The sequence below is a fragment of the Maribellus comscasis genome, assembly GCF_009762775.1.
GTDB classification, from domain to species: Bacteria; Bacteroidota; Bacteroidia; order Bacteroidales; family Prolixibacteraceae; genus Draconibacterium; species Draconibacterium comscasis.
Window position 1 is genome coordinate 7,372,744 of record NZ_CP046401.1, and the last position, 12,182, is coordinate 7,384,925.

At 35.6% G+C, this 12,182-nt stretch carries 14 protein-coding genes; 5 read left to right on the forward strand and 9 right to left on the reverse strand.

Annotation, left to right across the window (positions count from 1 at the left end; all coding sequences use genetic code 11):
* Positions 1-27 precede the first annotated feature (27 nt).
* The 3 genes from GM418_RS29495 to GM418_RS29505 all read right to left on the reverse strand — a co-directional run bounded on the left by GM418_RS29495 (position 28) and on the right by GM418_RS29505 (position 2,971).
* Positions 28-1,641, reverse strand: coding sequence for a tetrathionate reductase family octaheme c-type cytochrome (locus GM418_RS29495; protein ID WP_158871734.1), 1,614 nt, complete (start codon positions 1,639-1,641; stop codon positions 28-30).
* Between the two features lies 1 nt (position 1,642).
* Positions 1,643-1,900: an endonuclease Q family protein gene (locus GM418_RS29500; protein ID WP_217447638.1), complete on the reverse strand. Its 258-nt coding sequence runs from the start codon at positions 1,898-1,900 to the stop codon at positions 1,643-1,645.
* A gap of 378 nt (positions 1,901-2,278) precedes the next feature.
* Positions 2,279-2,971 carry a Crp/Fnr family transcriptional regulator gene (locus GM418_RS29505; RefSeq protein WP_158871736.1) on the reverse strand — a complete coding sequence of 231 codons (693 nt, stop codon included), beginning with the start codon at positions 2,969-2,971 and terminating at the stop codon, positions 2,279-2,281.
* Positions 2,972-3,071: 100 nt separating this feature from the next.
* Between GM418_RS29505 and GM418_RS29510 the strand changes: the two genes are divergently transcribed.
* Positions 3,072-3,278, forward strand: a complete 207-nt coding sequence (locus GM418_RS29510) for a hypothetical protein (RefSeq protein ID WP_158871738.1) — start codon at positions 3,072-3,074, stop codon at positions 3,276-3,278.
* 32 nt (positions 3,279-3,310) lie between these two features.
* Here GM418_RS29510 and GM418_RS31970 read toward each other — a convergent pair whose 3' ends face one another.
* Positions 3,311-3,436 (reverse strand): hypothetical protein, encoded by a 126-nt coding sequence (locus GM418_RS31970; RefSeq protein ID WP_281350228.1) that lies wholly within the window; start codon positions 3,434-3,436, stop codon positions 3,311-3,313.
* 203 nt (positions 3,437-3,639) lie between these two features.
* On the opposite strand from GM418_RS31970, the gene GM418_RS29515 reads away from it, so the two are divergent.
* The 4 genes from GM418_RS29515 to GM418_RS32205 are packed head-to-tail and all read left to right on the forward strand — an operon-like array spanning position 3,640 to position 4,823.
* The gene (locus GM418_RS29515) at positions 3,640-3,900 is read left to right on the forward strand and encodes a hypothetical protein (RefSeq protein ID WP_158871740.1); all 261 of its coding nucleotides are present in this window, start codon (positions 3,640-3,642) and stop codon (positions 3,898-3,900) included.
* Positions 3,897-4,130: a winged helix-turn-helix domain-containing protein gene (locus tag GM418_RS29520; protein ID WP_158871663.1), complete on the forward strand. Its 234-nt coding sequence runs from the start codon at positions 3,897-3,899 to the stop codon at positions 4,128-4,130. The genes GM418_RS29515 and GM418_RS29520 overlap by 4 nt, the downstream gene beginning before the upstream one ends.
* A 1-nt stretch (position 4,131) precedes the next feature.
* On the forward strand, positions 4,132-4,704 hold the full coding sequence (locus tag GM418_RS29525) for a transposase (protein WP_217447635.1): 573 nt from the start codon (positions 4,132-4,134) through the stop codon (positions 4,702-4,704).
* Positions 4,602-4,823 (forward strand): transposase domain-containing protein, encoded by a 222-nt coding sequence (locus GM418_RS32205; protein WP_425482364.1) that lies wholly within the window; start codon positions 4,602-4,604, stop codon positions 4,821-4,823. The genes GM418_RS29525 and GM418_RS32205 overlap by 103 nt, the downstream gene beginning before the upstream one ends.
* A gap of 187 nt (positions 4,824-5,010) precedes the next feature.
* On the opposite strand, the gene GM418_RS29535 is transcribed toward GM418_RS32205, so the two are convergent.
* The 5 genes from GM418_RS29535 to GM418_RS29555 all read right to left on the reverse strand — a co-directional run bounded on the left by GM418_RS29535 (position 5,011) and on the right by GM418_RS29555 (position 12,132).
* Positions 5,011-6,108 carry a hybrid sensor histidine kinase/response regulator gene (locus GM418_RS29535; protein ID WP_158871744.1) on the reverse strand — a complete coding sequence of 366 codons (1,098 nt, stop codon included), beginning with the start codon at positions 6,106-6,108 and terminating at the stop codon, positions 5,011-5,013.
* Positions 6,105-9,950: a CHASE domain-containing protein gene (locus GM418_RS29540; RefSeq protein ID WP_158871746.1), complete on the reverse strand. Its 3,846-nt coding sequence runs from the start codon at positions 9,948-9,950 to the stop codon at positions 6,105-6,107. Before GM418_RS29540 ends, GM418_RS29535 begins: the two co-directional genes overlap by 4 nt.
* Before the next feature lie 464 nt (positions 9,951-10,414).
* Positions 10,415-10,576, reverse strand: coding sequence for a hypothetical protein (locus GM418_RS29545; RefSeq protein ID WP_158871748.1), 162 nt, complete (start codon positions 10,574-10,576; stop codon positions 10,415-10,417).
* Between the two features lie 181 nt (positions 10,577-10,757).
* Complete coding sequence (tnpA, locus tag GM418_RS29550; RefSeq protein ID WP_158870176.1) at positions 10,758-11,204, reverse strand: IS200/IS605 family transposase; 447 nt, start codon at positions 11,202-11,204, stop codon at positions 10,758-10,760.
* Positions 11,205-11,844: 640 nt separating this feature from the next.
* The gene (locus tag GM418_RS29555) at positions 11,845-12,132 is read right to left on the reverse strand and encodes a YtxH domain-containing protein (protein ID WP_158871750.1); all 288 of its coding nucleotides are present in this window, start codon (positions 12,130-12,132) and stop codon (positions 11,845-11,847) included.
* Positions 12,133-12,182: the final 50 nt, after the last annotated feature.

Sequence of the window (12,182 nt, forward strand, 5' to 3'; positions counted from 1 at the left end):
CAATTATTCATTTATTTATTACTTAATTTATCGCCTGCTTTTAATAATACGTAAAAGAGCATGTATAACAACCCCGATTGCCGAAAGTGCTATCAGGCCTATACCGAGGTAATCGAAAGGATTATTTCTGTCGCGGCCTATCAGGTAAAAATTATTAAGGGCAGCAATACGGCTGTTATCCGAGTGGCAATCAACACAATTTAAAGATTCACTGGCCGGAGCTACCATGTGATTGATAGGCCATGACATCTCGGTAGATGCGAAATCATATTTCCCGCTGTAATCTAGGCCAACACTTGCCATTCCGGTTTCCGAAGCTTTATTCCAGTCAAAATTTGTCCAGTAAGCTGTACTGTCTTTCCCGAACAGGTGGGGTACAATCAGATATTCATTTTCTGTATCATAAATTTGCTTTGAGCGATGTACTTTTACAGGAATTATTTTTGATTGATTGTCGGAGTAACTCCCTTCAAGTGTGTTAAGTTCAACAACTTTTGAAGAATCAACCTCTTCGCCGATAACATAATGACGCGCTTTGCCATTGAACCACTGATACTCGGGAACAACATTGTTTTCCCATACAAAAGAACCTTTCATGGTGTGGTATATCACATTTCCAAGGCTATCCTTTTTTATAAGATAGCTTCCATCTTTTTTAAACTGCCCGGCCGTTGACCAGTCCCACGACATTTTTGTTGAGCTTAACTTTGCATATGATGGAATGTGACAGGTTTGGCACGCTACTTTTCCTGTGTGTAAATTTAGAATATTATTGTTGTGTGGTTGCTCTGAATGGCATTGTGCACAACTTACCCTGTTCGTGTCTTTCGAAGCAATTGAATACAAGTTCCCCGAAATATTGTGCCTGTGAGTTTTATGACAATCTACACAATCCATATTTGCACCGTCGATTCCCATGTGCACATCTATTTCACGTGTTACTTTGTTAAGTTCGTTGGCAATGTCGCCATGTTTCACATTGTTGCCACCTCCTCCGGTAAAATGACAGGCTCCGCAGTTACTACGACCCGGCGAACCAATATTAGTGGCGATGTATTGATAATCTGGAGGATAAAAAGTTTTGTTGTCAGAAGTCGTTGTCGTTTTTGTTACCGGATACCCGGCGCTTGTAGGAAATTTTTTATAAGTCCCTGTCTTATCATGGCAAATTAAACAATCTATTTTTTTTCTGGCCGTAAAATCAAAATCGTTGTCTTTCCATCCATACCCGATATGACAACTTGTACATCTCGGTTCATTAGAGGAAACTCCAATACAAAAATTATTCAGAACATTCTTCTTGCCCAACTGAATTGTATCTCCGTTTTCGAGTATATAATCTCTCTCCCATTTCCAGTGCGATGTTTTCATTATCTCTTTGGCAGTGGTATTATGACAGGACAAACAAGCTTCGGTAACTGCTTCCGGCGTTTCAAAATCCTGTTGCAAAACAGCAAATTGAGAGTGATCTACCTTTGAAACAGTATCACGCTCATAATTTATCAGTTTTACTGAAGTCGTTTGGGGTTCGGGCTTTGTATGTTTTACATAAATAATTCCAATAATCCAAGGCAATACTATTGCCGTAAACAATAAAAACAGTTTTAAAAAATTCTGTTTTGATCTTTTCCCGGTTTCCATATTACCTCTTTTGATTTAATAATTCTTCCCGAACCATGGTATGTCCACATTTTGGGCACTTTATAGTTGTACATTTTATACCTTGCTGATGACGAACTTTATGACCGCATTTTGCACAAACACAAAATCCCGATGGGCCAAATGCTCCTCCTTTGTTTTTCCCCTGACCTCCGCCACGACCTAATCCGTGACCTTCTCCCAAATGTTTTTCCTGACCTTCCTTTTCCATAGCTCTGTTCAATTGAATTAATTTTTGCATATAATGAACTTTTGATTGAAACAAATATATAAAAATACAACTATAAACATATTAAAATACATCAATATTAATATATGTTTTAAAAAATATGGTGAGTTTATTAGACTATGAGGAATATTTGATTCATGTAGAATACAACTACTAGTGACTGATAGTCAAGACATAAACAAAAAAGGAGAAATGTAATAACAAAGATTATTCAGAATGGGATAAATAAATTAGTTTATGAGTATCTTAATTTAATTATGAACTATTGTTTAATATAAATATTTATAATAATTTAAATCTTTTGACACAAAAAGAAGTTTTGACAAAGGTGTAGTTATACTGGTTATTGTCATTTTATAGAATTCAGGAAAGGACATGAGGCACTGTAATTTACCCTTTTAGCTTAATTTCCAATAATTTGGATTCGTTCAAAATTTGAATGTTGTTTTTGTCCATTTTTATAATACTGTCGTCCTGAAAATCTTTTAACAAACGGGTGACACTTTCCCTGGAAGTTCCAATTAACGAAGCAAGTTCTGCTTTGGTTATGTTAAGGCTAAACGGATTTTGGTTGTAAACCTGTTGGTAAAAATAAAACAGAATATTGGCTAACCTCCCAGGCAACTGTTGCTGAACATTATTTAGAAAACGATCGAAATTACCCATTTCATCATTAATAATGTAGGTTATTACTTCGGCTGCGAATTCTCCGTTACGCTTAATCAATTGGTCAAAATAGTCGATATCGAGAAAGCATACTAGTGTGTCGGTTAAGGCATAGGCTGAAAAGTAGTTTGTATTATTTGTTTTGTTCAAATTCTGGATTCCAAGGTAAGCACCTTTTTTTGAGATGCTTACTATGTATTCTTTATTAGTGGCTATCGTTTTACTTAGCTTTACAAATCCCTTACGAATGTATGTAATATGTTTAGCCGGGCTCCCTTGTTTAAAAATTAATTCGCCTTTTCGAAAATTGGTTTGAAAACAACCTTTCTCCAGAATACCTAATTCATCGTAATTTAAAACAGATACAGCACTTGATTTAATTACACAGTCTCGGCATTTAATGTTGTTCGATTCCATAAGTTAAACTAAATAACATCACAAATATATGAGATTTTTGTCACATGAAATAATTTACATATGTTCATTTTTTAATTTAACTTTATTCAAAATTAGAATTATGAAAAAGTTATTTTTAATAGCAGTTGTATATTTGGGATTATGGGGAATATTGGGATTTTTTGCTACCATTATTCTGAGCTTTTTATCATGCTGTTTTGGCGTATCTAAAGAAACTTATATGATTTCTTTAGGTGTATTTGCTTTTATTGCAGTTGCAATGACATTAAAAAGTGTTTTCAAAAGGCATTCAGAATTTGCTAAATAAAGATGAATGCTGAAACAAAAAACGGTGTTGTATTATAATGTCAAAGCCATTTTATAAGCATCATGAATGGCATTTTCCGCTTTTCCAACTGATTTAGCATCTCCTGCAAGGTGAACCGGTATGTTTGTGCCAGGTTCAAAAGGTATATAACTTTTCATGCCGGCGGCAATAATTATTTTACTTCGCAAGTCCAAGTATTGTAACCTCGAACAAAGAGTGTAAGGACGTTACTTGTATGTGAACTCCTTTTATAACTTTCGAATGCATGGGTAACAATCACAGAATCATCATACTAACGGAACGACCAATGAGATAATTATACCAATTTGAGTATATAGTGCCGCTTTATTATCTTTGAAGCATGGGAAGACAAAGCAAATTCAAGATAAAAGAGGATTTAAAAGAACTTGAGAGCTTATTAAAAAAACAAACAAGTTTATCAGGAGAAAAACGGGTAAAATGTTTGATTTTCACAAAAGAAAATCGATTTTCTACTCGTTCGCAGTTAGCTCAGTATTTAGGGGTGCATAAACGCACCATAGAACGCTGGTTAAATATGATGCGAATGGTGTTGATTTTATGGTTCAGAATCAATCAAAGCCCAAAGAATCCCAATATATGACAGATGAAATTCACAATGGATTAGCATCCAGAGTTACTAATAACCGTAATCCGTTCCTGGGGTACCGGGATGCACAACAATGGGTAAAAAGCGAATATGGGGTAGATATAAATTACCATACTTTGCGCTATCATTTAATCAAACATTTTGGGACGAAGCTAAAATCTCCAAGAAAATCCCATGTAAAAAAAGATGACCAGGCTGCAGAAGCCTTTTTTAAAACTACCTAATGTGTTCATTCAACTTGGAAACAGTCTGGATAAAAATAAGTTTCCATCTGTAAACCTTTATTTCCAGGATGAAAGCAGGTTTGGATTAATGAGTCATATCGGACGCTGTATAACAGCAAAAGGCGTACGCCCAGTCATCAGTTATCAACATCGTTTTTCAACTACCTATTTGTATGGAAGTTATTCGCCCATTGATGGAAATTCTTTCGTATGGGAAATTAATGGTACAAGTATCGATATTTTTAAGCGTTATCTTCAGGCTTTTTCAGCACAAAGGCCAAATGAATATAAAATTGTTGTTATCGATAATGCCCGCTTCCATCTGATAAAGCCAGATGAAGTCCCCGAGAACATATTCCTATTGAACATTCCTCCATATACACCGGAATTGAATCCCTCTGAACAAATATGGCAATACATAAAAACAAGGTACAAGAACCAATTATTTGCCACTATGCGCGACCTTAAGAAATGGCTTTGGGATATGGTAATAAAAATGCAACCCGAAACCATAATGTCAATAACTGGAAACAAACACTACCTAAAACTTTTCAATGCGGCATTTTGTATTTAAAATGGTATAAGAAGAACGATGTGAACCCGTTTGAGTTGCTCAAAAAAGTACTGGAGGCAATCTCGGAACACAAGGTCAGCAAACTACACGAACTCCTGCCTCAGAACCTGAAGCCTTAGAAAACCGATGTCCCTTGATTGATAACTAGCACAAATCAAACTGAAATAGGAGACCTGGTTGGTAGGACGGATACTTTAGATAAATCGATTATGGATTTTCTTGGTGTTAATATCAAAATTACGAACAATGGCGGAGTTGTTGTGTGCAGGTCTTTTAAAAAGGAATAGTGCTAAATTGTATTGCTTTTTAGAGTCTCCCAGTCGGTATCCTTACTACTATTTGAGTTCCAATGTTTATTTCGCTTTTAACCGAAATAAGCCCTTTATTTTGAGCAACCATGTCTTTTACAATTTTAAGCCCCAAGCCGCTTCCTTTTTCCTGGTTCGTGCCCTGACTCGTATAAATATTATCATCTTCAAATATCTTTCTTTGAAGTTCATCGGACATCCCCACCCCGGAATCTGTTACCCCTATTGAAGCATAATTCCCTTCGTATCTTACATTTATGATAATTAACCCTTTATCTGGTGTAAATTTAATTGCATTTGATATTAAATTTCGAAAAACAGTATGCATTGTTACTTCATCAAAAAAAGCAATAATTTCTTTTTCTAACTTAAGTTCGATATCAATATTTTTTGCTTTCGCGTTCCCTTTTAATAAATTAATACAGTCTTTAATAATTGTTGAAACGTCTAAATATTGTGGCTTAAGTGTAATGGTGTCTGTCTGAAGCCGGGTCCACTCCAACAAGTTGTCTAGCAATATTGTGGTATCCTTAGCCGTTCTTTCCAAAAGAGGCATAACCCGTTTTTTTGTATCGCTACTGTTTTCTTCTTCATCAAGATTAAGTAAAGATATAAGCATTGATATAGAAGAGAACGGAGCCCTGATGTCATGTGCAATAATTGAAAATAATTTATCACGTGTTTTGATGGTTTCAAGTAGTTTCTTCTTCGACTTGTTATGTTCAAGATGAGTTTTCACTCTTATCAACAGCTCGTCGCGAATAAATGGTTTTGTCAAATAATCAATCGCACCGGTTTTAAATCCTTTAATAATATCTTCAGGAGCGGTCTTAGCGGTAAGAAAAATTACGGGAATTTCAGCTAACTCTTTATCTGATTTTATTTCCTCACATACTTCAAATCCGTCTTTCCCAGGCATCATTACGTCAAGCAAAATAAGGTCGATTTGAGTATTTCTAAGCACCTCTAATGCACTCTCCCCATCTATCGCCAAGGCGATTTTATAATCTTCTTCTTTTAGAAAATTGCTCACTACTTTTAAGTTTTCAAGATTGTCGTCAACAACTAAAATATAGATGGGATTGTCCATTATCATTCCGTTTTCATTTGATTATTGAGCTCCTCTACTATTAGAGGAAATTTTTCTAAATTATCTTTCAATAAATAAAGGTCGATTTGTTCAATGTCTTCTTTTAATATTTTCGCATAGTGTATTAAAGATTCAAAATTACATTCGTCAGCAAAATTCAAAAGTTCATCAGCAAAAGCTTCTATTTTAAAAAGCACTAAAGAATCCTTTATTACTTCCCATTTTGGAAGAAACTTTTTTTCAAGAACCATTAGTATATCCGGTAAGTTAGGCAAAATATCCTGGGGAACAACAATATCAGTAGACCTTTCTTTTACTATACTGTCACTACGGTTAGAAATAGAGTGTTTTAAAAATTTCGCCAATTCTTGAAATAATTCAGCGCGCTGAACCGGTTTATATAAAAAGCCATCAAAAACAGAGGTGTTTTCGATTCTTTCAGAACTAAAAACAGAGGCAGTAAAAGCAACTATGGGAATATGTTTCTTATTTGGGTCAGCCTTGAGCCTGCGAGCCACTTCGTATCCATCAATGCCGGGCATACGCATGTCCAATAGAATTAAATCGGGATTAAGGTACTTAAGAATGTCAAGAGCCATTTCTCCATTTTCAGCGGCAGTGACTGTTATTCCAGTAGAAAGCAGCAAACTTTCAACTGCTTCAATGTTAGAAATAAAATCATCAACAACCAGAATGTTAGCTGATTCAAAATGGATGTCGGAAGTGTCAATTGTAGTTAATTCCTTTTTTCGAATTCCTTTTTTTATTTCCACATCAAAAAGAATAAATGTAAATATAGACCCCTGACCTTCTTTGCTACTCACTTTGATAGTGCCCTTCATCTTTTCTACTAAGCGTTTTGAGATGGCGAGACCAAGCCCTGTCCCGCCATAATCCCGATTCGATTGCCCTTCTTGCTGGCGGAATGCATCAAAAATAATTTTCTGTTGTGATTCACGTATTCCTACACCCGTATCTACCACTGCAATTTCTAAATTCCCGTAATTTTCACTATGTCTATTAAAGTTTGCTTTAATTGTAACTGAACCATTATGTGTAAATTTGATAGCATTCCCCACCAGGTTAAAAAGTATTTGCTTTATTCTTACCTCGTCATGGATAATTGTTTCAGGAAAATCAGGGCTAATTTGTATCTTAAAATCAAGACCTTTTTTTTGGGCTTTATGTTGAAACAGAAGGATTATTTCCTGAAGCTGTGCATTTAAATCTAACGGGTTATATACAATATCAAGCTTTCCCGCTTCTATTTTCGAAAGATCCAGAATATCATTTAGTAATGTCATTAGTAAGTTCCCGCTGTTCAAGATTGATTTAAGCATTTTTTGATGTCGTACAGAATCAAGCTGGTGGAACATCGCTTCACTAAATCCAAGAATAGCATTCATCGGAGTACGGATTTCATGGCTCATGTTAGCCAGAAACTCAGACTTTAATTTGTTGGCCATTTCTGCTTTGTGACGTTCTTCAACAAGCTTGTTTTCTAATTCTGTTCGTTTCTTTACATTGACCAACATTTGTGAAAAAACCAAAAGCAAAGCCTCTTCCTTTTCAGAATATAGATGATGCATTTTTACCGAATCGAAACCAAGAAAGCCGGTGCACGTCCCTTCAAACATCATCGGGATTGTTATCAGACTTTTTATTTCCTGAGGTTCCAGAATTGCCCTTACTGGATCATCTTCATGCATGGCAAATACATCAGGGATATTCATGGTTATACCTTTTAAATGAGCCTCAACCCACTGTGGTAATGCGTTCAAAGGAATGTTTTGCAACTCCTTTATTTGAGGACTTATTCCCTCATTACACCACTCATACGTATTGTTACACACATTTTTTTTCCAGTCGTAGTCAAAAATGTATGCACGATCCGCTTCAACAAAACGCCCCAACTCTTCAAGTGAATGGGCAATGGCATTCTCAACCTCTGACGGAGATATATTAATATATTCTGATGATATATCCATCAATATTTTTTGTAAGGCCGATTGACTAGCCAAAGCTTCTTCTACTTTTTTGAGCTCAGTAATGTCACGATAATACCACAAGTGTTCAACTTCGTTTTCTGAAGTAAAAATTGGGACATAATCGCGCAAAAGAATCCGCCCGTCTACTAACCGGAGTTCTTCGTTCAACACTACTTTTCTACTTTCAATAATTTGATCTATCCGTTCAATAAAAATCCTGCTTTCAACAAACAATTCTTTTACCTGCTCTGAAGCAGCTTTACAGTCTGCACTTATAATTGCTTCTGGAGGGACTGGAATTGCGAAAATTTCACAAAACCGTTTATTGGTTTGCTGTACCTTCCGGTCAGATGTTTCCATTAATATTCCACCCGGCAAATGGGAAATAAGCGTGGTTAATCTTTTGGTCTGATATCGTATTTCGTCCTCTGCTTGTTTTTGACTGGTGACATCCGTCATTACAATAAGGAAGTAATTTTTCCCCTGGCTTTCAACTACACTGCCGGAGATTAACCCGTCAATCATTAAATTATCTTTGGTCCTTATTGTTATTTCCATATTACGAATAACATCATCTAAACCAAGCGTTTTATTTATCACCTTCTGTTTTTCATCATCAACAAATAGATTCAATTGCGATGAAGATTTTCCGATCACCTCTTTTCGCGTATACCCTGTACTTTTAACAAACGCTTCGTTTACTTCAAGGAATATTCCGTCAGGAATCGAAACGACTGATATAAGCGCAGGATTATTTTCGAAAAACCTGTTGAATTTCTGTTCGCTGTCCTTCAATTTAGCAGTAAGCTTTTCAGCAATTTGGCGTGCCCTATTACTGGCTGAGAGCAATGATAATATTAAAAAAAAGACAAGAAAACTTATAACTGTTCCCGATATAAATAAAATAAGGACCTTGCTTTGGAATATTAAGGGTGTAGCATCGGTTTGAGAAAGGACAATTGTCCACCGTTTTCCATGAAAATCAATGGTGCTGGACATACTCCTTGAAGAACTCATTTTTTTTTGACCTATTCTCTGTTGTTCACTATCATAAAGCAATGCCTGTGCATCTGTCGTTTCATCATCATAAATACGTAAATCGACATATCCTTCTCTTGCCGATTCCCAATGTCCCAGGATTCCGTTCATCAGATCATTCATTCGGTATGGGCTGTAAACCCAACCTAAAAATGCCGTACCTCTTTGTGTAACGGTTTCTACCGGCATATTTTTTTTGTAAACGGGGATGTACATTAAAGTACCGGCCTGAATATCTTCATTCGTTTCTTGCACGAGTGTAACTTTCCCCGAGAGTATAGCCATGTTAGAATCTCGGGCAGTTTCCATTGCTTTACACCTTACTGGCTCCGACAACATATCAAAACCAAATGCTCTTTTGTTTCTCCAATTAAAAGGCTCCAAATAAACAATTGCAGAATAAGTTTCCCTTTCTCCCTCCGGCCAAACAGTGTATTCTGGAAACCCTTCTTCTCTGATTCTTTGAACATGTTTGTCCAATTGTTCTGGAGAAATTGCTTCCGCAAAACCAAAGCCTAAAATTCCCGGAAGGTTATTTTCAACATCTGATCGGCGATAAAATGTATACCAGTCATCACGGGTTACGTTATTTGAAGAAGAAATAAAAGCAGCTCCTCCTCTTAATAACTGAGCATGCGCAGTTAAGCGATATTCTATCCGGGTTTCAATGTCTGAATTTATTCTTTGCAGATCATTCAATGCCATTTTCTCCAAATCGTTTTTAACATATAGGGTTGAAAAAATTGTTAATAGTAAACCGATAAGGAGCACAAATAAGGCTTTTAATAAAATACTTGAACGCATATTTGAGAATAGATTCATTCTTTTTATTTTTTTCCAATACTAAAAAATAGATTTACTTGGAACTTTTATTGTTACGTAATTAATTTACTATCTTTTTTATTAGCGGCAAATTTTTGTTGCGAAATTTCTAAAAAGATTTACACGGACTAAACAAAGCAAGAACTTATCGAGATAAATGGGCTCCTAATCTTAAATAGATTGTTCTAAAAAGATAAAAAAACAACGATTACATTCGTTGTACGCCGGTTTTTATTATTCAAAATCAAACCGTTACAAGCTTCAACAAATTTAACAGTTTTCTTATCAATTTGCACAGACCTTGATAAGGTGCACAAATTTATTTTGTTTTTGTGGGTGGGGAAATTCCAATACCGACTTTAAGGCGGTACTTAGGGGGGTGTTAGCTCTTTGGCAAACTTTGAGTTGAGCTTGGCTTTTGAGATTTGCCAATGTGCTAACAAATAGGAGCGTTTTTTTATTAATTACTCATACCTCAATGCTTCAACAGGATTTTTCGTAGCCACTTGCCAGCTTTGCCAGCTAACTGTCAACAGTGCAATTCCAAGTGCCAATAGTCCGGCAAGTGCAAAAATCCACCAGCTTAAAGTAGTTTTGTAGGCAAAATTTTCATTTAAGATAGCCATACTTTCAGTTATACGGAAGAAAGTCTACTTTTAATTCCCGATTATTAATAATGTGTGATGAATTCAGTTTAGTCTGAACTTTATAAACTGTTAGTTTTAAGAAGTATACGTTATTTGAGTTTATGCATTTTTATCTTCTCGCCGTCTAAATGAACTACCTCGCAGCAGAGCTGACGAGGTATCAAAATAAGCTAAGTTGCTGAACATGGAGTTTTTGATATTCCTTTTGTCTTCCTTGAGCTTGTACATATTTTTGAATTGTATTTTCATCACCATGAGCACCAACCGAACTAACATAAAACCCTTTGGTCCAGAATTCACCTCCCCACAGTTGTTTCTTGACTTTGGGATGAAGCTTGAAAATCTGTTTCGCAGTGATACTTTTTACTGTCTGAATGATTCGCGTTGGACTCAACATTGGCACACTTTGAATCAAGAAATGAACATGGTCTTTATCCGTACCAATCTCTATAAAAGTAATTTCAAAACGCTTCGAGATTTCAATACATACTTGTTTCAAACTTTCATCAACATCTTTGTCAAAAACAACCCTCCGATATTTGGCTGGACAGACAAAATGGTAAAGAAGTACTGAAACATTATGACTCTTATGAATAAATTCGCTCACATAACAAATTTAAAATTAATTTCGAAGCAGAGCTTCGGGGAACTAACCCCGCTGAGATTAGACGTAATGTTAAAGAAGTTGCGAGTTCAAAAGCCCAACTCTTCATGCTGTTTGTAAAATCATCTACAATTTTGGCAGATGATCCGATTAGTTTTTTTCGCTCATTAACTGTTGGTACTCCAGATTCTCCTGTATCAACTCCAACTCCCGCATATTTTTAATTTTTCTCATTTTATTCCGTTTTGTCTTCTTCATCTTCGTATAATATTTCAGAGAAAATATTCAAAAATATCGATGTTAGTATTCTTTTCTGAATGCCACAAACAGAACTGCAAATAGCAGGAAAAACCCTACCATAATTAATATACCTGTGAGGTAGTCGTTATAGTATTTCCGTACCAGAGAATAAACGCTGATCCAGAGAATATAAAGAATAAAGTGGCTAAAAGAATAAACACGAGTAAGCTAAAAAGAAAACTCAAAGATTGAGAGGCTTTTTTTATACCTGAAGTTTCACCAAATCAATTCTAGCTTTAACGTATTCTTTTAGAGCATCGTTAAGCTTCGAAAAATTATTTGTCAGAGTGCCTGCCGTTCATTTGGATTGCTTATTCGTGTTTATTATCTGTTTATTGTTTGTTTAAGCGTCTTGAGTTGCTTTACTTTTAGTATTTACTTTCTCTTTAATTTTATTCTCAGCTTCTTCTGCTTTTGCTTTTACTTCCGAAACCATGTCGTTAATTTTGTTTTTCACATCCTCTACTTTATCGCTGAGGCTTTCTGTTACATCCCTCGATGTTCTTTTAATTTGTTTACTCAATTTTTTGCGGGTTCGTTCTCCTTTATCAGGTGCAACTAATATTCCTGTTAAAGCGCCGGCTGCAGCACCGGCTATAAATCCCATCAATACATTTGTTGTTTTACTCATGACTTTAATTTTTATGGTTAATACTAATTTGTTTGTTCTTTTGCTGAAGA

Bases quoted from the DNA above. Each gene is read 5' to 3' on its own strand.
- GM418_RS29495 (WP_158871734.1), bottom strand. From the start codon at position 1,641: ATGGAAACCGGGAAAAGATCAAAACAGAATTTTTTAAAACTGTTTTTA.
- GM418_RS29500 (WP_217447638.1), bottom strand. From the start codon at position 1,900: ATGCAAAAATTAATTCAATTGAACAGAGCTATGGAAAAGGAAGGTCAG.
- GM418_RS29505 (WP_158871736.1), bottom strand. From the start codon at position 2,971: ATGGAATCGAACAACATTAAATGCCGAGACTGTGTAATTAAATCAAGT.
- GM418_RS29510 (WP_158871738.1), top strand. From the start codon at position 3,072: ATGAAAAAGTTATTTTTAATAGCAGTTGTATATTTGGGATTATGGGGA.
- GM418_RS31970 (WP_281350228.1), bottom strand. From the start codon at position 3,436: ATGAAAAGTTATATACCTTTTGAACCTGGCACAAACATACCGGTTCAC.
- GM418_RS29515 (WP_158871740.1), top strand. From the start codon at position 3,640: ATGGGAAGACAAAGCAAATTCAAGATAAAAGAGGATTTAAAAGAACTT.
- GM418_RS29520 (WP_158871663.1), top strand. From the start codon at position 3,897: ATGACAGATGAAATTCACAATGGATTAGCATCCAGAGTTACTAATAAC.
- GM418_RS32205 (WP_425482364.1), top strand. From the start codon at position 4,602: ATGGCTTTGGGATATGGTAATAAAAATGCAACCCGAAACCATAATGTC.
- GM418_RS29535 (WP_158871744.1), bottom strand. From the start codon at position 6,108: ATGATAATGGACAATCCCATCTATATTTTAGTTGTTGACGACAATCTT.
- GM418_RS29540 (WP_158871746.1), bottom strand. From the start codon at position 9,950: ATGAATCTATTCTCAAATATGCGTTCAAGTATTTTATTAAAAGCCTTA.
- GM418_RS29545 (WP_158871748.1), bottom strand. From the start codon at position 10,576: ATGGCTATCTTAAATGAAAATTTTGCCTACAAAACTACTTTAAGCTGG.
- GM418_RS29555 (WP_158871750.1), bottom strand. From the start codon at position 12,132: ATGAGTAAAACAACAAATGTATTGATGGGATTTATAGCCGGTGCTGCA.